The organism is Clostridium sp. (assembly GCF_036660475.1).
Taxonomy (GTDB): domain Bacteria; phylum Bacillota; class Clostridia; order Clostridiales; family Clostridiaceae; genus Clostridium_J.
The window spans coordinates 16,711-40,789 of the sequence record NZ_JAVXAO010000002.1; the positions used below are offsets into that span (position 1 = coordinate 16,711).

The 24,079-nt window shown below is 28.8% G+C and carries 23 protein-coding genes; 2 read left to right on the forward strand and 21 right to left on the reverse strand.

Features of this window, described 5'->3' with window-relative positions; translation table 11 throughout:
- Positions 1 to 36 precede the first annotated feature (36 nt).
- From RSA29_RS02990 to RSA29_RS03025, 8 genes are all read right to left on the reverse strand, one after another.
- Positions 37 to 297 (reverse strand): HPr family phosphocarrier protein, encoded by a 261-nt coding sequence (locus RSA29_RS02990; protein ID WP_346942141.1) that lies wholly within the window; start codon positions 295 to 297, stop codon positions 37 to 39.
- A complete protein-coding gene (locus RSA29_RS02995) occupies positions 294 to 1,640 on the reverse strand; it encodes a 6-phospho-beta-glucosidase (RefSeq protein ID WP_346942142.1) in 1,347 nt (448 codons plus the stop codon). The genes RSA29_RS02990 and RSA29_RS02995 overlap by 4 nt, the downstream gene beginning before the upstream one ends.
- A 56-nt stretch (positions 1,641 to 1,696) precedes the next feature.
- Positions 1,697 to 2,005: a PTS lactose/cellobiose transporter subunit IIA gene (locus RSA29_RS03000; protein ID WP_346942143.1), complete on the reverse strand. Its 309-nt coding sequence runs from the start codon at positions 2,003 to 2,005 to the stop codon at positions 1,697 to 1,699.
- Positions 2,006 to 2,046: 41 nt separating this feature from the next.
- Positions 2,047 to 2,784: a chitin disaccharide deacetylase gene (gene chbG / locus RSA29_RS03005; protein WP_346942407.1), complete on the reverse strand. Its 738-nt coding sequence runs from the start codon at positions 2,782 to 2,784 to the stop codon at positions 2,047 to 2,049.
- 160 nt (positions 2,785 to 2,944) lie between these two features.
- Positions 2,945 to 4,261 (reverse strand): PTS cellobiose transporter subunit IIC, encoded by a 1,317-nt coding sequence (gene celB / locus RSA29_RS03010; protein WP_346942144.1) that lies wholly within the window; start codon positions 4,259 to 4,261, stop codon positions 2,945 to 2,947.
- Between the two features lie 72 nt (positions 4,262 to 4,333).
- Positions 4,334 to 4,645 carry a PTS sugar transporter subunit IIB gene (locus RSA29_RS03015; RefSeq protein WP_346932048.1) on the reverse strand — a complete coding sequence of 104 codons (312 nt, stop codon included), beginning with the start codon at positions 4,643 to 4,645 and terminating at the stop codon, positions 4,334 to 4,336.
- A 347-nt stretch (positions 4,646 to 4,992) separates the two neighbouring features.
- Complete coding sequence (locus RSA29_RS03020) at positions 4,993 to 7,674, reverse strand: sigma 54-interacting transcriptional regulator (RefSeq protein ID WP_346942145.1); 2,682 nt, start codon at positions 7,672 to 7,674, stop codon at positions 4,993 to 4,995.
- Positions 7,675 to 7,910: 236 nt separating this feature from the next.
- Entirely contained in the window at positions 7,911 to 8,753 is an 843-nt protein-coding gene (locus RSA29_RS03025) for a metallophosphoesterase (protein ID WP_346942146.1), read from the reverse strand.
- Between the two features lie 232 nt (positions 8,754 to 8,985).
- Here RSA29_RS03025 and RSA29_RS03030 point away from each other — a divergent pair, with 232 nt between their 5' ends.
- Positions 8,986 to 9,621 (forward strand): carbohydrate-binding family 9-like protein, encoded by a 636-nt coding sequence (locus RSA29_RS03030; RefSeq protein WP_346942147.1) that lies wholly within the window; start codon positions 8,986 to 8,988, stop codon positions 9,619 to 9,621.
- Positions 9,622 to 9,859: 238 nt separating this feature from the next.
- Here RSA29_RS03030 and RSA29_RS03035 read toward each other — a convergent pair whose 3' ends face one another.
- From RSA29_RS03035 to RSA29_RS03095, 13 genes are all read right to left on the reverse strand, one after another.
- Positions 9,860 to 10,867 (reverse strand): serine hydrolase domain-containing protein, encoded by a 1,008-nt coding sequence (locus RSA29_RS03035; RefSeq protein WP_346942148.1) that lies wholly within the window; start codon positions 10,865 to 10,867, stop codon positions 9,860 to 9,862.
- Positions 10,868 to 10,947: 80 nt separating this feature from the next.
- On the reverse strand, positions 10,948 to 11,550 hold the full coding sequence (locus RSA29_RS03040; protein WP_346942149.1) for a TetR family transcriptional regulator: 603 nt from the start codon (positions 11,548 to 11,550) through the stop codon (positions 10,948 to 10,950).
- A 547-nt stretch (positions 11,551 to 12,097) separates the two neighbouring features.
- A complete protein-coding gene (locus RSA29_RS03045; protein ID WP_346942408.1) occupies positions 12,098 to 13,741 on the reverse strand; it encodes an ABC transporter ATP-binding protein in 1,644 nt (547 codons plus the stop codon).
- 31 nt (positions 13,742 to 13,772) lie between these two features.
- A complete protein-coding gene (locus tag RSA29_RS03050) occupies positions 13,773 to 15,542 on the reverse strand; it encodes an ABC transporter ATP-binding protein/permease (RefSeq protein WP_346942150.1) in 1,770 nt (589 codons plus the stop codon).
- A gap of 18 nt (positions 15,543 to 15,560) precedes the next feature.
- The gene (locus RSA29_RS03055) at positions 15,561 to 15,875 is read right to left on the reverse strand and encodes a hypothetical protein (RefSeq protein ID WP_346942151.1); all 315 of its coding nucleotides are present in this window, start codon (positions 15,873 to 15,875) and stop codon (positions 15,561 to 15,563) included.
- A 217-nt stretch (positions 15,876 to 16,092) separates the two neighbouring features.
- Positions 16,093 to 16,473, reverse strand: coding sequence for a YbaN family protein (locus RSA29_RS03060; RefSeq protein ID WP_346942152.1), 381 nt, complete (start codon positions 16,471 to 16,473; stop codon positions 16,093 to 16,095).
- 258 nt (positions 16,474 to 16,731) lie between these two features.
- Positions 16,732 to 18,543 (reverse strand): ABC transporter ATP-binding protein, encoded by a 1,812-nt coding sequence (locus RSA29_RS03065; RefSeq protein WP_346942153.1) that lies wholly within the window; start codon positions 18,541 to 18,543, stop codon positions 16,732 to 16,734.
- On the reverse strand, positions 18,540 to 20,330 hold the full coding sequence (locus tag RSA29_RS03070; protein ID WP_346942154.1) for an ABC transporter ATP-binding protein: 1,791 nt from the start codon (positions 20,328 to 20,330) through the stop codon (positions 18,540 to 18,542). The genes RSA29_RS03065 and RSA29_RS03070 overlap by 4 nt, the downstream gene beginning before the upstream one ends.
- Before the next feature lie 174 nt (positions 20,331 to 20,504).
- The gene (locus RSA29_RS03075) at positions 20,505 to 20,882 is read right to left on the reverse strand and encodes a PH domain-containing protein (protein WP_346932034.1); all 378 of its coding nucleotides are present in this window, start codon (positions 20,880 to 20,882) and stop codon (positions 20,505 to 20,507) included.
- A 155-nt stretch (positions 20,883 to 21,037) separates the two neighbouring features.
- Complete coding sequence (locus RSA29_RS03080) at positions 21,038 to 21,751, reverse strand: GNAT family N-acetyltransferase (protein ID WP_346942155.1); 714 nt, start codon at positions 21,749 to 21,751, stop codon at positions 21,038 to 21,040.
- A gap of 72 nt (positions 21,752 to 21,823) precedes the next feature.
- The gene (locus tag RSA29_RS03085) at positions 21,824 to 22,600 is read right to left on the reverse strand and encodes a molecular chaperone DnaJ (protein ID WP_346942156.1); all 777 of its coding nucleotides are present in this window, start codon (positions 22,598 to 22,600) and stop codon (positions 21,824 to 21,826) included.
- A gap of 191 nt (positions 22,601 to 22,791) precedes the next feature.
- Positions 22,792 to 23,112 (reverse strand): CD3324 family protein, encoded by a 321-nt coding sequence (locus RSA29_RS03090; RefSeq protein WP_346942409.1) that lies wholly within the window; start codon positions 23,110 to 23,112, stop codon positions 22,792 to 22,794.
- Positions 23,113 to 23,157: 45 nt separating this feature from the next.
- Positions 23,158 to 23,280: a hypothetical protein gene (locus RSA29_RS03095; RefSeq protein ID WP_346942157.1), complete on the reverse strand. Its 123-nt coding sequence runs from the start codon at positions 23,278 to 23,280 to the stop codon at positions 23,158 to 23,160.
- Positions 23,281 to 23,531: 251 nt separating this feature from the next.
- Here RSA29_RS03095 and greA point away from each other — a divergent pair, with 251 nt between their 5' ends.
- Complete coding sequence (greA, locus tag RSA29_RS03100; protein ID WP_346932030.1) at positions 23,532 to 23,996, forward strand: transcription elongation factor GreA; 465 nt, start codon at positions 23,532 to 23,534, stop codon at positions 23,994 to 23,996.
- Positions 23,997 to 24,079 lie beyond the last annotated feature (83 nt).

Consider the following 24,079-nt stretch of genomic DNA (forward strand, 5'->3'; position numbering starts at 1 on the left):
AATTATAGGTAATTCATGTAGTTAGTAAAATTAAAGCTATTCTTCATAATTTGCTATTAATTCTTTAATTGCACTTATCGCTTCGCATTCATCTTCACCCTCTGCTAATATAGTTAACTCATCATTTTTTATTGCACACATAGATAAAACTGATATTATACTTTTTCCGTTGTAACTATTTTCGCCCTTTATGATATTTATCTTACTTTTATATTTTGTTGCTTCCTTTACAATTAATGCAGCAGGTCTTGCGTGAAGTCCAACTTCATTTTTTACAATTACACTATCTTGTTTCAATGTACTTCCTCCTTTTCTAAACCTCTACTTTCACTATGAAATTTAGGAAGATACTGTTCATGTGCTTCTAACATTTCATCAAGTATCTTTTTAGCTAATGTATCAGACGGAACTAATGGATTAATAGTCATTGCTAATAAGGCTTTATCATAACTTCCTTCTATTGCAGCTTCTACTGATAGAATCTCAAAGGTTTTAATCTGCTTTATAAGTCCTTGCGTAGCTATTGGTAATTCTCCTACTACACATGGCACAGGTCCATCTTTTGTAATTACACAGCTTATCTCAACAGCTGAGTCTTTTGGAATATCTGAAATTGCTCCATTATTTCTAGTATTAACTACTTGAATATCTTTTCTATCATTATAAATTGAATCAATCAATCTACAAGCTGCATCACTATAATAGGCTCCTCCACGTTTCTCAAGTTGTGGTGGCTTCACATCTAAATTTTGGTCCTTATAAATTTCAAACAATTCTTCTTCGACCTTTTTTACAACCTCCGCCCTTGTTCCCGAACTTTCTGCTTCCCTTAACTCATTATTTAACATCTCATCTGTCTTATAGTAGTATTTATGATATGGACAAGGTATTATCTTCAATGCCTTTATAAAATCCTTTTCCCAATCTAAATCTATTATATTTTTCATAGTCATGGAAACATCACTATGAAGTATAGTATCTATAACTTTTTCAGTAATTTTCACACCATCTAAATATACATTTAATCCATAAACCATATGGTTTAATCCTGCAAAATCTACACGTATACGTTTCGGTTCTACCTCCAAAGCTTTTGCAATATTCATTTCCATATGTATGGGCACATTACATAACCCTATAACCTTCTTAGTTTTTCCATATTTTAAAATAGCTTCTGTAACCATTCCTGCTGGATTAGTGAAATTTATAAGCCATGCATTTGGACATAGCTTTTTCATTTCTTCAGCAACCTCTAATATAACTGGAATAGTCCTGAGAGCCTTAAACAAACCACCTGCACCATTAGTTTCTTGGCCTATAACTTTATATTTTAGTGGAATTTTTTCATCTAAAATTCGTGCAGCTAGTCCCCCTACCCGAATTTGAGTCGTTACAAAATCAGCATCCTTTAATGCCTCTGCCCTATCTATCGTTGCATAAATCTTAATTGGTACTCCTGCTTTTTCAACCATTCTATTTGCTAATTCATAGACTATGTTTAATTTTTCTTTACCTTCTTCAATATCCACAAGCCAAATTTCACTTACTGGCAATGTATTATATCTTTTTATAAAGCCCTCTATTAATTCTGGTGTATAACTTGAACCACCACCTATGGTAACAATTTTAAGCCTTGTCATATATACACACTCCTCTATATATCTGCTACAGCTATTTATGAATAACTTAATTTTATTTAGTTTATTATATTCTCGTATAAATCAATGAATTCTACTGCCAAATCTTTTACAAGTATTGCACTCATCAAATGGTCTTGGGCATGTATCATTAATAAAGTTATATCTGCACCTTCTCCTGATATTTCTTTCTGTATTAGCTGAGTTTGAATTTTATGTGTATTATTTAATTCCCCCAATGCTTCCTTGATCATCTCCCTAGCTCTAGAAATATTTCCTTTTTTAGCTTCACCGATTGCTTGCATACTTAAACTTCTAGCATTTCCACCTGAAACTATTAATTGCATTATCACTTCTTGATTGTCCATACTTAACATCCCCTTTTATAATTTCACAGAGTAGAGCTCTACTATATATCCTTGTAACTAATTAGTTGAATATGTTGTGCTTTTATAAACTCTTTAATATCTGAACTTGTTAGTACAAAAAGTTCCTTTGTACGCTCTTTATAATATGAGCTCATATTATATAATTCATAATCAATGTAAGCTGGATGGCACATTATTTCTACACTTTCATAACCTCTAGTTTCACTTAAAAGCTCTTTTAAATAGTCAGTACTTATGTTCTTTCCATAAAACTTTTCACTAAAATATTCTGTAGTTTTAACACCATTGTCTTCACTGAACTTTCTATTATTTACATTCCTAACAGGTATAAAATATTCTTTTGATAATTCTAAAACTATAGGATTAATACCTTCAACGCCATGAACATGGTGATGACTATCAATATGACTTGGAGTTAATCCAAGTGAATAAAATCTTTCTATTTGACTTATAAATTCTCTTTTTATATCTTCAACTTTCCCATTCATAATAATGTCATTTATTTTTTTAAAATACCCATCTTCATTTATAAGTGAGGGCACATTGTTACTTATAGGTTTTCCTGCCGTTAGTACAAGATGAATTCCTACTCCAAGATTGGGATTGTCCTTAATTAAATTCAATGCATGGTCACACTCTGCCATATTAGTCATAAGTGTAGACGATGTTACTATTCCATTTTTATGAGCCTCTATTATTCCTAAATTTACACCTTTACTCAAACCTAAATCGTCAGCATTGATTATTAATTTGATAATTAACCTCTCCCCTCTGTATTAAATTCATATAATAAAATTGAGAGTAAAATAAATAACTTCTAAACTGTTTTTAGAAAAATCATAAACCCTATTTCAATCTAAAACTTTCCTTCAACTTTAATTATTCACTCTCAATTTTCTACTAAAAATACTACAAATATTACATATTTACATCAGTTTTTGCTGAAGTAATAGCAATTTGACTTTCTTCTTGTACACATTTTTTGTCCCATGCACGGAAGAAAGGATAATATATAAGCATTGCTATTCCAAAGTTAAATAATTGAAGAAGAGCCCCTGATATTTTTCCACCGGTTGCAAGCCATCCCCCAATAATCGGTGGTGTAGCCCAGTGTACTAGTATTCCTACTGGTTTTGCTACAATTCCCCACTGCATAGCGAAGTAAGTAGTTATAACCAATACTAATGGTACTAGTAAGAATGGTATTATAAGTAATGCATTCATTACAATTGGCATACCAAATATAACTGGCTCATTAATATTAAATAATGAACTACCTATAACAGTTTTACCAAAGGTTTTACCTTGCTTACTTTTAGATTTCACTAACATTAAAATAACTAATGCTAAGGTAGCTCCTGATCCACCGATATAAACCCAGGAATCAAAGAATTGTTTGCTAATTATTTCAGTTACTGGACTACCTACTTTATATAGATTTAAGTTTGTTTCCATATAACTTAACCATATTGGCTCCATTAATCCACCAACTATGATTGCTCCATGAAGTCCACATACCCATAATAAATGAATTAAAAATACGATAAGTAATGTTGCACCTAAACTTGTTCCTAAGTGGCTAAGCGGTATTTGTATTAATTTAGTGATGAGTGCGTGTAAATTTCCATACGGCGTTATACTACATAACCAATGAATAAGGAACATAGTAAAAATACATACTATCCCTGGAATTAACGCTGCGAATGATTTTGCAACTCCAGGTGGCACTGTTTCTGGCATCTTTACAACTATATTTTTTTGTATAATACGTCTATATATTTCCGTTGATATAAATGCAACTATAATTCCAACAAAAACGCCTCCAGGTCCCATATGCCCAAAAGAAACTCCCCAGCCTCCAGCATTTTGTGGTGTTACGGTAAAGAAACATGCTAGAGCTATAACTGCAGCAGGCAATGGTTCAACCTTGTAGCTTTGAGCTAGATAATACGAAATACCAATACATACTACTAAAGAAAATATCCAGAAAGTAGCGTGAGCTGGTGCTGCTAAATAAGCGCCTTGGAAGTTTTCTCCAAAAGTGCTTGCTAACCATTTAGGCCACGCTCCATTAGGTAAAGGTATGTTACATAAAATCAGAAATATGGAACCAGCAATTAAAAGTGGAATACCTAAAACCATTCCATCTCTCATTGCTTGCATATGTCTTTGAGCACCAATTTTAGATGCAACTGGCATAAGTCTTTTTTCAAGAAATGCTAATATACTATTCACATTAATACCCCCTTGTATTTGATAATACTAATAATAAATCATGGTAATTGTCATCTTTAAAATATGCTAATTTTACTGCTGCACTTCAATTAATCTTATCGCTTGTTCAAGTACACCTTTCCCATTAATCCGTCCATAATCTATCATGTTAATTACATCAACAGGTATGTGTTTTTCTTGTCCTAATTTTCTTAAGTCATTAAGTTTAAATCTAATTTGAGGTCCTAATAATAAAACATCTGCATTTTCTAGATTATCTATTACTTGTGCTTCCCCAACGGCCCATATTTTTGCCTCTACACCCATTTGCTTTGCTGCTTCTTGCATTTTTTTCACTAACAAACTTGTAGACATCCCAGCTGAGCAACATAATAAAATATTCATTTTGCCCCTCCCTTCACCTTTTTAATTTCTATATCTATATACTTAGCAATACCCATGCCAAAACACTAGATTTCTAATTTTAAATTCTCTCATAACAAAGAAAACAACTCCCATTTGGAGTATAAACCTCCCTTTGAAGTTGTTAATAGTAAACTATAGTTCTTATTGATATAATTTAAAAATATTTTCACTCTATTTAATTTATTTCTTATAAAACACACTATATTATTTTTACTATTTAATTTCTTTTGGTTTCATTCATAGTGTTTTAAGAAAATATTTAGTGTTTCAATATTTTAATTCTCTAAAATGCCATTTTAAAACACTATACAATTACTGTTTTATCCTTAAATTTCTTCAAATTGCATTTTCCTTTTCTTCATTATATTCATAATATAGCAGACCTCATCATCCATTATATTTATCTTGTATTTTTCCTCTATAAAGAATAGTGAATTCTTGACTATATAATATAACCCTTTATTATTATCAATATAATGATTTTTATCTCTATATTCTATAATTTTTTCTCCGGATTTTAATCTATCTATCATACAGCTAATATGAAGAGTAATACCAATCAAATCTTCAACAGATATTTTTCCTTTTATGCTTTTCTCAATTCTAGAAATTAGTTGTTTTACATCCTCAAAAACTTTTTCACCATCAACATTTTCTAGATGAGATTTTAAAGTTTTCCCCATTGTATAATAAGTACTTTGGATATCTATTATTTTTTGTATATCACTAATGCCATCCATACCTATAACTTGTTCTAATTTAAATTGGGGTATATCCACATTAACAGCAAAGTGAGAGACTATTGCAATGACTTCTTTTTCTCTATTTAATGAATTTATTCTGCTTTCAATATTTTTTTTATTAATCAAGTCAATTGGAATAATTTCAAATATGCTTTGATCCATCTTCAAGTTATCTAAAAGTAATTTTTTAATCGCTATTGCACTTCCTTTTCCAGTCATGCATATTGTTAATATTGCCATTGTTTTTTCTTTATTTTCCTCTATAAACTCATTTTCAACAAAGGGTGTTATATCACAACATTCCTTGTATATATCTTCTATTTTATACCCCAAGGATGCTTTTCTAGTTGCTTCAATAACATGCAGAGTACTAACTAAAGAAATTACCTTAACAGGTATTTTGAATTCCTTTTCTATTATTTGACCAAATGTAGTTAATGACCCCATATCCGTTAAAAAAATATATCCAGCCTTCCTACTATCTTTCCCCACATAATCCCTTACTTTATCTAATGTATTATTTGCACTTAAATCCAGTGGTGCATCAAATGCTACAGCATATTCTATCCCTAAAAGAGTATTCGCAGTTTGAACCATAGATGAAGCCGTACTATTTCCATGGGCTATAACTACTACCCCTGGATTGTTAATTTCATTTTCAATTGCTTTACAATCTAACACAAAAAACATAGCTAAAAATCCCGCCTCATCCTCTGGCAATTTTATATCTAAGTTTTTTTCTATTATCTCAAGGCAATCCACCGCTACATCAAATTCATCTCTATATAAATTTTTAACTTTTTTAATTTGGGGATTAATTATTGGTTTGTTTTTTTTAACTCTATCTATAAGAGTTTTTATATGAAATGTTAATCCAAAGTACACTTTTTTACTAAATATTTTGTTTAACTTTAATTCACTATACTTTAAAATTTCTTCCACAACATGGACAATATGTGGATCTATTAAATTTCCAATATTAGATACATCTATATTACTATTTACTCTATTTATATATTGAGTGAAATATCTATGAATATCTTCTTCCATTATTTTTTCAAAGGATATATCATCAATGCCCTTATCCTTTAATTGATTAACCTTTTCATCTATTATTTCGTATATATTTTTTTCCTTATTCTCAAAATTAAATATAACTTCTTGGCCTTCATTGTTAAACACATAATATTTATTATCTATACCAATAATATTATTCCATATTTGTCTGTGTTCATTTTCCTTGTATAAACCCTCTCTAACATACACAGGCAAATCACAACTATTTATTTTTACTTGCTGCTTTTTATTACTTAAAAAATCAGAATAGGCCTTAGCGCAAGAAAGTTGTATATCAGTCTTAAGTTGTCCAACATTATTTTTACAATCATAACTAAAAAGTGCTCTTAAAGAATTAATAGACACTAAAATGTTCCTATTAAGCCTATGGGATTCCTCCGTGAAAAAAGTTCTTATTAAATTAAATCTTTCCTTGAATCCTCGCTCTTTTAAGCTTGGTATCTTTATAATCATAGGAATTCTTCTGGTAAATGTTTTCAAAAGACTAGAATCAGGATTTTCTGTGGTAGCTGAAATAAATATTACATCCGCCCTTCTTTCCTTTTCACTTTCTCCAAGTCTTCTAAATATACCCTTGTCCATAACTGTAAAAAGCATTTCTTGTCCTTCAGATGGTAATCTATGAACCTCATCTAAAAATAATATTCCGCCATGTGATTTTTCTATTAACCCCTGTCTATCATTATCAGCTCCAGTATATGCACCCTTTTTTACACCAAATAGCTGGCTTAACAGAAGTTGTGGATTATTACAATAATCTGCACAATTAAAAATTGTGAATGGAGAATCTGGTTTGATTTTTTCAACATCTATAGCATATCTGTACATCAACTCTGCAAACATTGATTTTCCAACCCCTGTTTCGCCTAATATTAATGTATGCATACCTTTAGGTGGATATAATATAGCAGCCTTAGCATGCTCCATCGCTACTGATAAACTATTATTCTCACTTAAATATCTATCAAATATACATTCATCATTGTACTGGTGCTCTTGGTGACTAACAGTAAATAATACAGGTCTACCACTACTTTTTCTAACTTTACCCTCAGCACATAATTTATTTAAGTCACTACTTACATTTGCTCTGGTAAGACCTAATAGTTCTGCCAAATAATTTGCACTAATTCCATCTTGGTAACATGCATTCTTTAAATTCTCATATACAATATCAATTCTCTTCATCCCCACACCCCTATATTCTAAATAGTATGACGAAATTTAAACACATTATTTTACTTTTTTACATAAATATAGATTTATTATAATATAGTTCTTTACAATATACAACAATGGTTCTAATGTCATCAGATGTTAATAAAAACACCCCTTAAGTATTCCTATTAATACTCCTAATGATGCTATACCGCTAAAAAAGCACTAATCCAGTAAAGATTAGTGCTTTTAATTACTATAATAATTTATCTAATAGTAAACAGTGATATTTGTGGAATATTAAATAACCTGAAAGGCACCTTTGTATTTCCAATTCCACTATTAACATATAATTTCGTTTCTCTTTCATTATTAAGTTCATAAAATCCTTTATTATATTTTTCTGATAGAACATTTTTCTTTAATGCCCCATAAAAAGGAATATATACTTGTCCACCATGGCTATGACCACTTAAAGCCAAGTCAATTGGGTAATCCTTATACTCATCAATTAAATCTGGTTCATGTAAAAGTAATAAATTTATATCATCTTCATTAATCTCTTTAACTGTTTCCACTGAATCGTGATACCCCATTAAATAATCATCTCCGCCAAGAATATTTATATTTCTACCTTCTAATTCAATACTTATACTCTCATTTTCTAAAACCTGAAACCCAGCTTCATTCATTATATCTTCATAGTATCTTACAGCTCCACCACCATAATCACGATTTCCATAAACAGCATACTTTCCAGTGCTGCATTCTATTTTCCCAAGTATACCTGATATATCTGATATATTATTATACATTGATGCATTGTCCATTAAATCCCCTGTAAAAACCACTATATCAGCTTCTAATTTATTTATTTTATTTACTACCTTTTCTAGCTGATCTAAACTATAATATTCTCCTAAGTGAGTATCTGTAAATTGAACTACTTTAAGCTCTCTACCTATATTCTCATTATTACTTTTATCTCTACTCACTTCCACCTTATGCTTTTTTACAATTAATAAATTTCTCTCTATAAAAGTTGTATATATAACTAAAAAACCTATTATTAGCACACTCCATAGAATTATTTTCTTTAGTATTTTCATTATTATCATCATCCTTTAGTTTTGTCTAAAAATATTATACTATCGAAATGACTTTAATTTATTACATTAATATTACAATCCTAAAGTATTAATTACTAATAGAAAAACTCTAACCTATATATGTCTATAAGCTAAAGTTTATTCCTAATTTATTTCTTTATCTTGTACATTCTAAACTCGTCAATCATATACTAAAACTAATCATCTATAAATAAATTTAGGAGTGAACTAATTGAAGTATTATGTGAAAAAAGTAAAGAAGTATACTAGCCATATTTGGGACAAAATAGATGGAATCGTAATTGATAAATTTCCTTGGGATAAAACTGGATACAAGCCCTGTACCGTAGTAAAACTATTCTACACTAATAATGCTTTGCATATAAGATTTATATCACAAGAAGCCGTAGTTAGAGTTGAATCTACTAAATTTAATGATAATGTTTATGAAGATAGTGCGGTGGAATTTTTCTTTATGCCTGAACCTACAAAAGATGACCGTTACTTTAATTTTGAAATCAATGCTGCAGGTGTTTTATTACTTCAACTTGATTCTAAAACCTATGATAGAGCCTATATTAATGATGTTGATTTAAGCATATTTAATATTAAAACGGATGTAACTCACGATAACTATAAATGCTTTTCTAACTCAATCCCATGGAAAGTAGAATATGAAATCCCCTTCTCATTTATAAAAACTTACTTTAAAGATTTCAAAGTATATCCTGGCTATACCATGAAAGGTAACTTTTACAAAACTGGTTCTAAAACCTTAATCCCTCATTATGGTGTTTGGAATTACATAGATACTCCATCACCATCATTTCATAAACCTGAATTCTTTGGCAATATAATTTTTGAATAATTAATATTCTTATAACTTAAATTTGTTCAGGTGATTAAAATTTTAAAAAGATGTTTTCATCCGAAAATATTGAAAAGAAAAAGTTCTGAAACTAAAATTTATATAGAATTATTACTCCGTATAAAAAGCACTAATCTGTCTAAGCTTAGTGCTTTGCTTTTAGTTATAATATCTTTAATTAATTGAACCTAGATGTTACTATTAATATCCTCAACCTAACTTAATGATATTTGTCATACTAGAATATTATCTTATTGATGTAACTTAACTTGGTTAATGTTAATTTCTCATATATACATCTCTCCATATATTGTGTTATTAAAACACCTGGAACACAATTTTTAACACTCCTAATATCATTACATAAGACTATTATGGTTATATCACCATTATTATAATGTGATATTTGAGAAGAAAAACTATTTGGCACAGAACCTCCGTGACCAAATCCTTTGCCACCTGCTAGTTCTGTTATCATACATCCATATCCATACCTCATAAGTTTATTTTTCGCACTTATTTCTTTCATCTTTTCTACTAAATCTTTTCTAACAATTTCTCCCCCATTGAAGGCTAATATAAATTTTTTCAAATCTCCTGTTGTAGATATAATATCACCACATCCGAAGAATGCACTGTGATGAAAAATTCCTTGTGCTTTTCCCTTTTTATATCCAATAGCTCTTTCTTTATTTGACCTTGATAAGAATTCACTGTCATTCATATTTAATGGAACTAATATATTATTCTCTATATATTCTTCAAATTTAATCTTACTAATATTCTCTATAATTAATGCTAAAATTAAATAGCCAGTATTGCTATATGAAAGTTTCTTACCTACCTCAAAATCTCTTTTCATACTACAAATATCTTTCGCAATAATTAAAGGATCATTTTCATTATACAAATTAAATTTTTTATTACACATAACATAGTTTTTTAATCCTGAAGTATGATTTAACAAATTAACTATTTTTATATCTGTATCTAATCCTTTAATATTTAAATACTTAGATGCGGAATCATTTATATCTAACTTTTTTTCTTCATATAACTTCATTATAGCTACTGCAGTAAACATTTTTGAAATTGAACCTATCATAAATCTAGTATTACTAGCATTATTAATTTTATTTAATTCATCTCCTAATCCAAACCCACTATTAATTATAGTTTCTTCACCTTTTGTTACAAGAATGCTACCACTAAATTTATTAAATTCTTCTTTTATCCACTTGTCCATATTAAACACCCCTCATCAAAAAGACACTTATGTCGTTAATATAATTATAGCGACATAAGTGTCTTTTTGCAATGATTATTTTATTTAAGTTCCTTATCTAATATGTATTTAAGCAAATCTAATTGTTGCTCTATATTTATTTTTTTATTACCTAAGGATACCGTTATAGTATTTATACCTTCGAATACAACAATTACAAAATTACCTATTCTATCCACATCTACATCCTTTGAAAATTCTTTTAAATTAATACCTTCTTGTATTATCCCTTTTATATAAGTTACACCTAAATCATATCTTTCATTAATGAACTTCCTACGTTCTTCATCTCTCCATGCAGATATAGAATATTCATATGCAATTGGTGCTATTCCATCTTGTATATTATTACAATAATCTTTAACATTTTCTATATATGCTTCAATTTTCCCCCAACAATTTTCTTGCTTATTTAATGGTTTCTTTAAATCTTGCTTAATAATTGTATCTTCTAAAACTCTAATAAAAATCTCTTCTTTATTAGAAAAATACATATATAGTGATCCAGTACTCACACCAGCACTTTCTCTTATATCCTTCATCGTAGTCTGCTCATAACCTTTTATTCTAAAAACCTTAATAGCACCATCTATAATCTTATTTACTTGTTCTTGCCTTTTGTCATCTGATATTTTGGGACACATTACTTTATTCCCTCCTTTACCTAAAATATATAATGTTCATTGTTTCTACATAAAAAAGAAATGCATATTAAGTTTATATACACATTTTTTATTACTACCTTGTACTTTCTCTTATTATTTGTTTAATCAACTTAATATATAACCCTATTTTCTTTGCACCATTTCATTATTATCTGTACTACTAAATCTTTTGCTATTATTATAACCTAAGGAACTATTTTCTTAAACAACAAAAATTAACACTAAAAATTACCCTAAGATTTCATGGTGCTGCGAAGTTCGATTTTCAAAACCAACTACTTACTTATGACCAATGATACTAAATACATATCTGATACTAACTTTTCGACATAATCAAATTGTGTAATTAATTCCCCTAATCTGTTAACTTAACTCTTCTATTTATGCTAATAAAAAATAAAATTACCTTCTAAATAAAATAAATCCACAACAGAAATTAATGTAGTGGATTTATTTATGGAAGCTATTAATAATAATTATATCCTAGATTGAGTTGAATATTTTTATTATACATATCCCTTTTATATTAATTAAATTTAAGAGTGCTATTTTTCACATAAACTTTTTTATCACATATTGATGTACTTGATTTCCTGTGCGATACCATTATAATTGTTTTATTATTTGATTCCGCTTTTATGCTTTTTAATATTTGTGCTTCATTTAATGTATCTAAATTACTTGTAGGTTCATCAAGTATTAAAACTTGTGGATTATGTAAAAATGCTCTTGCTATACCCACTCTTTGCTTTTCTCCTGATGAAAGATTTGACCCTATTTCACCAACATTAGTTTCATATCCCTTAGGCAGTGTTTCTATAAAATCATGTATCGATGCTTTTTTGCAAGCATATATTACTTCTTCACGAGTTGCGTTGTTTTTACCTATTTTTAAGTTATTTTCAATAGTATCGTTAAATAAGAAGGTTTCTTGACTTACTAATGATTGAGCCCTTCTTAATGCTTTTGTTGGAATAGTTTTTATGTTTTTATTATCTATTTCAACACTTCCTTTTTCTACATCCCAAAACCTCATCATAAGTTTTAAAAGTGTACTCTTTCCACATCCACTTTCTCCTATTATCGCAACCTTATCACCAATTTTGATATTTAAATTAATGTCTTTAAGTAATACTTCTTCCCTACCTTCATACTTGAATTCTAAATTATCTATATTAGTTTCATTCATCTCTAAATTATAATTTCCAGCTACTTCTTCAACAGCAGGAACTTCATCTAGTATATCGAATAGTCTTTGTGCACAAGCAAATGTATGCATTAAATTATTTGATAAATTACTTAATGCTACAGTAGGCCCAAATGAACTAGACAGTAGCACTAATGCTACTATCACTTCTCCTAAGTTTATAGTTTGAGCTTTAAATAACTCAACACCAACATAAAGTGTTATAAGTATTGCAAGCATTATAGTTATATCTGTTAAAGCCCTTATTAAACCTTCATGACCCTTTATAACTTTCATTTTTTCATTTAGTTTATCACTATTTTTATTTATTGAATCTAGTCTATTATCGCCTTGACCGAACAATAATATTTCTTTTATACCTCTTAATGAATCAAGTAAAAAACTATTAGTTTTCCCAAATTCATTTCTATAATCAAATCCTGCTTCACTTCCTAGCTTAGAAGATAAAACTGGTATTATGTATCCCACTATTACATAAAAAACTAATCCTATAAACCCAAAATAAGGATTTATGCTATATAGAACTATGGCTATTATTGATGATGTAATTATAGCTATAGCTATTGGTGCTATTGTATGAGCATAAAAAACTTCAAGTAATTCTATATCACTAGTTATAACAGATATTAAATTTCCTTTTTCTTTGCTTTCAAGCTTTGCAGGTGCTAATTTTCTTAAAGCTTTATATACCTTATCTCTAAGTATAGCAAGTATTTTAAATGCTATGTAATGACCTGAGTATTGTTCTATATATCTTAATATTCCTCGAATCACTCCACACACTATTATTATTTTCACTACAGTTTTATAGGTATACCCCATATTAATACCTATAACATCTCCTATGGCAACTGCTCCGAATGTAGTTATTGCTATAGCTACTAAAAATCCTAACACTCCAAAAGTTATTGTTATAAGCATTACTGGTAATAGTGGCTTTAGTATTTTTATTAGCCTAAGCATTATTTTACTACCTGATAATCTTATTTTTTCATTATTCACTTACAGCCACCTCCTTAATTACACCTTCTTTATATATATTCTCCAAGTCTTCCTGTTTGTTATATAAATTTGCATATACTGAATTGTTATTCATTAACTTCTTATGATTTCCACTTTCGACTATATATCCTTTATCTAACACATATATCTTATCTGAATCTTTTATGTTAGCTAATCTATGGGATATAACTACCACAGTTTTTTCTTTTGATAGTTCATATATTGTTTCAAGTATTGAATCTTCACTTTCAACATCAACATTTGATGTTGCTTCATCAAATATATAAACTTCTGGATTTGTAAGCACCATTCTCGCTAAAGCCAACCTTTGCTTTTGTCCGCCGGATAAAAATGATCCATTTTCTCCAACTGGAGTTTTTAATTTTTTATCAAGTCCATTTACAAAATCATAAAGATTTGCTATTTGAAGTGCATTATATAATTCTTCTTTTGTTGCATCTTCTTTTCCTATTCTTAAGTTTTCCTCTATTGTAGTGTTAAATATATAAGAGCTCTGACTTATAAAACTTACTTTTTTTCTTAATTCATCAAATGGTATATCATTTAAGTTAACTCCATTTAAAGAAATTTCTCCTTTATCAACCTGATTTAACTTTAAAAGCAAATTAGTTATTGTGCTTTTCCCACAACCACTTTCTCCAACTAAAGCAACTATTGATTTATTTTCTATTTCAAGATTTATATTATGTAAAACTTTTCTTTCTTTCTCATAGCTAAAGTCAACATTTTTTATAGATATAGATATATCCTTTAATTTTTCTTTTTTTATGTATGATAACTTTTTTTCTTCTTTAATTTCAGTATCAAGTAAATCAAAAATTTTATCAGCAGCCGCTAATCCATTCATAGCTACATGGAAAAATGATCCAAGAAGTCTCATTGGTATAAAGAACTCTGATGATAATAATATTATTACTACTGTGGCCCCTATTGTAATATTGCCTTTATAAAATTCATTAACAGCTATTAGTATACCTATTGCTGCTCCACCAAATGCTATTAGGTCCATTATTGTTATAGAATTTAATTGCATTGATAAAACCTTCATTGTTATTTTCCTAAAATTTTCAGCTTCTTGATTCATTTCATCATTTTTTTCTTCATCTAAATCAAATATCTTTAAAGTTGTAAGACCTTGAATATTTTCTAAAAACGAATCCCCTAAATTAGTATAAATTCCCCAATATTTACTTAAAAGCCTTTTGGCAAATTTCATAACTGAAGCTATTGATATAGGTATCAATGGAACACATATTAAAAGTACTACTCCAGCCTTAATGCTTATTGGCGCTATAACTGCAAATAATGTAATTGGGGCTAGTAGGCTATAGAATAATTGAGGTAAATACCTACCAAAATAAATTTCAAGTGCCTCAACCCCATCTACAGATATTTGGACAATTGATGATGTTGATATTGTGTCATTATAATTTACACCTAATTTTAATAATTTTTTATAAATACTTTCTCTTATGGATGTTCTTACCTTTGCTGATGAATGATAAGAAAATCTTCCTGACATATAATTACACGTGAATCTTATTAATATTAATGTACCTAAATAAAGTGTATAAATTCCCATCTTGAAATTCAAATCATTATTGTATAATTTATCTACTATACTTCCAACAAATAAAACTATGCCTATATTGCAAATTATTGATATCCAGTTCATTAGAACTGTAAGATATACATATTTTTTAGATTCTTTACTAAGTGAAAGTAACCTCTTATTTACCATAATATTTCCTCCTATTTATTAATTGATTATATGATATGCAAGTGCACTCGCAAAACATATAACAGATGCTATATGTAACCATTTATATTTCTTTCTAAATTTATTAGTTCCAGATAATATTATTAATAAACTAGCTACACCCTCCAAAATTATTGTAAACTCTCTCTCCCTAATGTAGTCTGTTATTGAATATATAACCATGGATAATGCTCCTAATGTACCAAATATAATATGTAAATTTAGACTTAATTTATTATCAACAAATTTTAAGTATTTAAATAAATATGTTACTATTGCTAATAAAAATAATATTGACCCTAATCTATGTAGCATTTATATATCTCCTTTCATATATTAATATTCATGGTTTACTTTTTAGCTATGATTAACATTATTAATACATATCTACAAATTTTTCATTAAAACATTTTCATACTATCTCAACTTAAACATCTTCAAAAATAACTAAAGTAATCTCCTCAGATATTTGAGCTACTATTTATTTTCATATACCTTATGTCATATTACTATGTTTGTATTTAGTTATTTTTTATTCCTCTGGTTTTATTGTTATTACCCTAAACATAATGTAATAATATTTAAAACATATTAATGCAATTAAAAATAACCTAATATGTAAACTCTCTAATATCACTATAGGAAACACTAACATAATATCTGCAAATAATAATATAGTTTTCTTTTGTTTCATAGTCATAGCTCTTTTATTTACAAAGCTTTCTAAATGATTTTTATAAATTTTTGTTGATTTAAACCATATGTCAAACTTATCAGAACCTTTTACAAAGCAACAGGATGCTAATAGTAAAAATGGTGTGGTAGGGAGTATTGGAAGAATTACACCTATAGCTCCTAAACTAAATGATAATAATCCTACTATTATATATATAAACTTTTTAAAGTTATTCACTCTTATTACCTCCTTTTCCCTTATTACTATAATTAATTTATCACAACTGATAATCATTTTCAATAGATTTTTAAATTTAATTGATATCTATTTTCATTTGCATCAATAAAAAAAAGCCGTATATAATACGACTTTTCATAAATTAAGATGATAAAACCAAGGCTTCTCCCTCCATCATTACTGTATATTCTTATTTTATTTACTACACCATTCTACCTTTTCCCTCGTAATCCCTTACTTATCTACAACTCAAACAAATCATCTATAATACCACTTGCTTTGTGCTTCATACATATCTGCATATTTTCCATTTCTAATGATTAACTCATCATGGCTTCCTATTTCATCAATTTTCCCATTATCCATAACTACTATTCTATCAGCTATTTTAGCTGATCCTAATCTATGAGTTACTATTATAGCTGTCTTTCCATGTGCCATATTAGCGAACTTCTTATAAACTTTAGCTTCATTAGCTGGGTCTATAGCTGCCGTTGGTTCATCGAGGACTATCATATTATGATTTCTGTAAAATCCTCTAGCAATAGCTATTTTCTGCCACTGTCCGCCTGATAAATCGATTCCATCAAATTCACGTGAAAGCATAGTTTCATACCCATACTTAAACTGATCTTCTCTAACCTCTAAATCTGATTTTAAGGCGGCTTCCTGAATAACAATGCTTTTATGCTTATAATTTTTGTCGTGGCCACTTTTTAATGAACTTATTTCAATATTTTCTCCAAGTGTCATTTGATATCTTTGATATTTTTGAAACACTGCTGAGATATTTTCATATATAGATTCAGGTGAAATTTCAGATGTATCTTGTCCTCCAATTAATGTCCTTCCTTCAGTTGCAATATATATCCCCATCATAATCTTAACCAAAGTAGTTTTTCCAGCTCCATTCTCTCCAACTATAGCAATAGTTTCTCCAGCTTTAACCTCTAAATTAACATTTGATAGAGACGCTTTATTTGTTCCTTGGTAATTAAAAGAAACATTATCTAAACATATATTAGGTACGCCCTCAATAATCACATCTTTTCCATTTCTTTCAGGTATATCTAAAAATCTTATGAAATTTTTAATACTTCCTAGACTGCTAGTAACTTTACCCAGTCTTACGCATATTATTTCTTCCATTACACTAAACATAAATTCTATAGATGAGAATACCGCTGCAAACGCTCCAACAGATATATCACCATTTAGAAGAGATTTAAAAAGCAGATATAGAACTCCCATATATCCTAAAAGAGTTATCAATTTCATTCCCAACTCCAAAAGTTCTACTTTTTTTGCCGCTTTCCATGCTTCTTTATTAAGCAACTTTAATGACTCTGTATACAAATTCTTGAAATATCCAAATGATCCTAAAATTCTAGTTTCCTTATAATACTCTCTATCCACTATACATCTCTCATAATACTCATATTCTCTTCTTATTGGTGCCACCGCATCTGCTAAATCAGTAAAAACTTTTACTCTAACAACCTGAGTTAATACTGTAGGAATAAATATTATTACCAATGATACAGCAAGAATTGGATTCAACTTATAAAGATAACCTCCAATAAATATAAAATAAGGTAGATATAGAGTAACTATACTTGTTAATATAGATAGTAATTCCGCACTATTTTTAATACCTTCCTTTGCTCTTTTTATATCATCTAAATATTCCGTGTTTTCAAACACTATAAGATCTAGCTTTCCCGCCTTATCATTGATCTTTTTTCCTAGCTCTCTAATAATCATATTCTCTTTACTCGTAAGCATAAAGTTATCAATTCCATTTAAAATTTGATTTAATATCAAAGCTAGTCCCAACGCCATTGCCATTAATAGTGTATTTTTTAATATTCCACTACTATTTGCTAAGAGCGTTACGCTATCAAAAAATCTCTGGGTCATTAGCATTCTAAACCCATGAGATATTCCATGTAAAAGTCCAATCAAATTACTCACAATGAAATAAATAGGGCACGTTGCAAAAGCCATAGGAGTTATTTTAATTATTATATTGCAAAATGAAATACTCTCTTTCTTCTTATCATTCATCATAAATACCAACTCCTTTGGCTTTTATACATGTCTGCATAAACTCCATTAATCTCCATAAGCTTTTCATGTGAGCCTTTTTCTATGATAGTTCCATCTTCAACTACAAATATTTCATTAGCAATTCTTGTTGAACCTAACCTATGACTTATAAAGATTGTTGTTCCGCCCTTACTTATTTCTTCAAACTTCTCATAAATATTACTTTCACTTATCGGATCAAGGGCTGCTGTAGGTTCGTCCAAAATTCTAAGAGTTGCTCTACTAACAATAGATCTTGCCATTCCTATCCTTTGCCACTGTCCTCCTGATAAATCTACTCCATGACTTTTAATTTTTCCAAGATGTGTTTCCACTCCATCAGTTAAATTTTCTGATACCCTATTTAAATCCATAATACGCATAGAAGATCTAATATTTTTTTCCTGCTTATCATCACTCATACTATTGACATCGCCTAATGCAATATTATCTTTAAAAGAAACATAGTACTTAGCAAAATCTTGATAAACTACTGAAGAAATAGCTTTCAATTCACTTTGTTTATATTCTCTAATACTCTTTCCATTTATTAAAATCTCTCCATCAAATTCCTCATATAGTCCTGTTATGAGCTTTGTTATAGTAGTCTTTCCAGCTCCATTAACTCCTACGAAAGCATAATGTCCACCTTCATCTATAACGAATGATAGGTTTTTTAATATATAACTCTCTGTTCCTGGATACCTAAAAAATACATTTTTAAATTCTAATGTTTTGAGCCTGATTTTTTTCATTGAAGGCTTATCTAACGCACCCTCTTTTTCTTCTAACTGAAAGAATTCTGCTAAGTCTTTTATATACTCCTTATTTTTTGAAAACAGACTAACATAATATGAAAATTGCCAAGACATCATTTGGATGAGTTCAAAAACTCCATTTGTAATAGAAATAAATAGTCCAAGACTTAACATCTCCATCTCTAGTGGCTTTAGTAAAATCATTACTATAGTTATAGAAATGATTGTTGTTAATATACTTCTAGCCCTCGATCTTATATAACACTTTAAATCTGTTTTATACTCAATCTTTCTCGCAATTTCATATTGTTCTTCCCATTTTCTATTAACCTCATCAGTATAACCAAAAAGTGTTCTTTCCTCTGCACTTTCTCTACCAGTTAGAATCTCTTCTAAATACTCAAATTTCCTTTTATATTTAGATACTTTTCTATCTGAATCATAGCTATCTTCTCCATTCTTTAATGATATTTTAAATAAAGGTACTGAAATTATAAAAATAACTGCTGCAGCCCACCAAACATGGATAGTAAGTACTAATAATAATCCTCCGATTCTAATTAACATAGCTACTATTGATAAAAAGTCTTTATAAGCATTTTTACACTGTAATTCTGGTTCCTTTGCAACTCTTGAAATTAAATCCCAGGTTTCATTATTTTCTATATGATTATACTTTAACTTAGCCCTTTTTTCTGTAATATTAACCCTAAATGTTTCCCTAAGTCTCATCTCTAATTTCATATCAATAAATTTGATAAGGTTCTGTGATACCCAAGAATATGTTATAAGTAAAACTAATAAGATTAATGGTGTAAATATGTCATTAAAATTCATCTTTTTAGACACTATCGCTATAGCAGTATCTAAAAACTTTGCTACTGATATCATCTTCAATATTGGTACTACGCCTTCTAAAACTTTTTGTATTCCCATTAAAGATGCATATAGCGGAGCAAACTTAAAGGGAATTTTAAATATACCAACTGTACTATATATACTCTTATCCATTCAATTGCCATATCCTTTCCCTTTATATTTTAGTTAAATTCATCTTGTTAAAATTTTACTATATACTAGCTTTCACCTATATATCCAAAACAGTTCTGTATAGAAGTTGAACAAAAAACACTAACCTACTAAAAGGTTAGTGCTTTCGCTATAATTAACATTAATTATAAAATCTTATCTACTACAGTATTCTGCAAGTATTCCTTGTACTTCATAAATATTGCAACTGCTGCTAAATTTCTTTTCTATTGGCATGGCCATTCCTGAAACAAATATTTTAAGTTCTGCATCCAAATCAAAATGTCCTGATGTTTCTACCTTAAAGTTAGTAATTGCCCTATAAGGTACTGAATGATATTCTACCTTCTTACCAGTTACACCTTGTATATCTATAATTATTAATCTTTTATTTGTAAAGATAATCATATCCCTTATTAACTTATATGCCTTTTCTATTTGTTCACTAGGACCCAACAAATTGGAATAATCCTGTCTAACTTTATTAATATCCATTTCTGCTGCATTTCCTAATATTCCACTAAATAATCCCACCATTATCACTCCTTTTATAAATTAATTTCATTATATCCTATTCTATGGTAAAAATAAAATGCGATTTTATAAAACATATAATTTATATAGCTTTCTTCTAATTTATATATTTTACAATATCCCTATTTATGTCCTTTATTTTTTTGAAGCTAATTCTACTTAAAAAACCACCAAACCTTATCCTTTGAAATTTCAAAACCCAACTTTTTTTGTAAACTAATTGAAGCTACATTCCCTACCTTAACCTGTCCATATGGATACCTACCATTTAATAATCCTTGATTAGTAGCTGTAGCTTGAAGCGCAGCTCCTATTCCTAATCCTTTATATTCAGGTAACACCTCTAATATTCCTATAGAACCCTCTTCATGAGTTCCTACAAATCCACATAATTGCTCTCCAATAAATGCACCAAACATAGTCTTAGTATATATTCTCTCAAGAATATATTCTTCATTTGCTAAATCTAGACTAGAATAATTTTCTATAACTTGTTTAATATTATCCACCTGAAGTACTCTAATATCCGCTTTACACTTTGGTATTTCTATAATATTTTTCTTTGTATAAGCAACATTGTAACAAATCATTTCATCTTTAAAATTAAATCTTTTAACAATTAAATCATGATAAAATTCTTGATGAGAAACCATCATTAATGTATCCTCTGGAATCTTATTAATTATCAATTGTGCAGTTTCTATATCTTTTGCAGACATCATATATATGTCTGATATGTTATCCTTAAGTAGCACACCTCTATTATTCCCAAATATGATTTCAGCGCTACCTCGCCTTATAATTTCTAGCATATCCACATGTAATAAGTAATCTTCCCAAAGTATTTCAATCCCCATATTTATACTCACATCCAATCACCTATATTATAAAGTATATTGGTTATGATTGGGAATACTTTTATATCAACTATATTTTCTACTTCAAAAAACAAATTTCTTTAGTTTATCATTTAATCTTCCTAGTGTTCTTGGCACCATTTTTAAAATATAAGGTAAAAAGAATGATGCTATTACTACTACAATAGCAAAAATCAAAATTTTATAGTCCGCAGTATGTCCAATGTTAATTTGATATAAATGTATAGCCCCTATAGATATACCTCCAACTATCATAACCTTAGATGCTAACCATGAAACTATGTTTATTATCTGACATAGTAATATTATTAGTGATAATATTACTATTAGGGGTATTGCTAATATTTTTATTGGCAACATAAATAGATTATATGTATTCCCTGCAACACGTCTTTTACTTTTTTTACTTGAATTCTGTTTTCTACTTCTTTCTCTAATTTTATCCTTATGCTGCTCTTTTGAATCTTCGTTTTTTATACTAAATTTCCCACGACTACCACTATTTCTAGTTTTACTTGTTTTGCTTTTGGACTTATTTTTAGCTAAGGAACTTCTCCTTTTATTGTTAACTCTATTTTGCTTTTCTATCTCCTGTTCTATTTCATATGGCTTTCCAACTACTGTTTCATTTCTATTCACTTCTGTATTTTTTATAACATTTTCGTTTTCTTTTATTCTACTTAAAGCTTCATATGCTTCATCAAAGAGTTTCAAAAATAATTTAAGTCTCTTTTCATCAGTTATTTCTGACGTAATCCTTTTAACTTGTTTTTCATATGCTTCTTTAATTTGTTTTTTTGATGCATTTTTTTCCACATCAAGTATTTTATAATAATCCATAATTTATTATCTCCATTTATATTTTCTTTTGTTAATAGCCCTATTATATCAAATTGATTTATAAATACAAATTTAAAGTATTCGTAACTGTTTTTCTAAATTTAAAAAGCATTTTATTATCAATTTAAAATTGACAATAAAACGCTCTACCATGCTTAATAATATTAATACCCCTATACCTAATCGTAGGTTTAAGCACTCACCTTCGGAATACTTTTTTTCTCATTGCTTATAATTCTTCTTATACTCTGTTCTGAAAGAAAGTATTCCCGTGCTAGTTCTGCAGCTTTAAGTCCATGTATATACTTTTTTAAAATTTCCCCATTTCTTTTCTTAAAGCTATTTCTTGCTCCATTTTTTTCACCCCACGATTTTTCATTTTCTATTTTCCTCGGAATATATAAATATTCCCCATCTATATATTGTTGAATTAATTCTATTATCTCTTCTGGTAACACCTTCTGTGCTTTAACATATTTCACGCCTTTGCGCCTCCTTAATTTTTCTAAAATTAAGACAAAGACCCATGAAAAAGTAAGCTTATGTATTATGGAGGCCTATTTCTTATTACAGCTAATAACTAGATTAGGCTCCAAGCAAAGTTTAGCCGTCTCAATCATTCTGGTCTTTGCTTGAAGCTTATCATGTTTACTACAATTAAGGTTACTATAAGATTTCATAAACCATCACCCCTTATTATACTTTTTAGTCTTATAGACTAAAATACTAATCGAATTAATATAATCCCTGCATTAATTGTAAACTATACCCACTTGAATGACAAGGACATAAAAAGTTACTTAGCTATAGATTTATTTTAATTATACCCAAAACCTATACTCTCACAAACAAAGATGTATAATTATCTTTTATTTTTCAATATATATTATATAATATTATGGTAATACATTTTAGGGGAGGTTTAGTTTTTATGAATAATGCACTAACTGAAGAAAACATAAAAAAATTAAGAGAAGAATTGGATTATAGACTCACTGTAAAGAGAGCTGAAATAGCAAAGGAAAAATTAGTAGCTGCTGCCCATGGAGATAGGTCAGAGAATGCAGAATATAAAGAAGCTTGCAGAAACTATAGAGAAAATGATAATAGAATTCAATATTTAATGACTATGATTTCAACATCTACTATAATAGATGATACTAATTTAGATAAATCAATATTAGGAATTAATAGTAAGGCTAAAATTAAATTTGTAGATGATGACTTTGAAGATACTATAACATTAGTAACTACAATGGATATGGATCCTGAAAATATGATTCTTAGCATAGAATCTGATTTAGGAAAAGCATTATCTGGCAAAAAGGTTGGAGATATCGTAGAAGTTACTGCTCCTGGAGAAAATTATACTGTAGAAGTATTAGAAATTTTATAAATATCTCTACACATAATACCTTTATTCAATTACTAAAACCATAAATATATAACCACTACTTACTAACCTCTAATAAGCAGTGG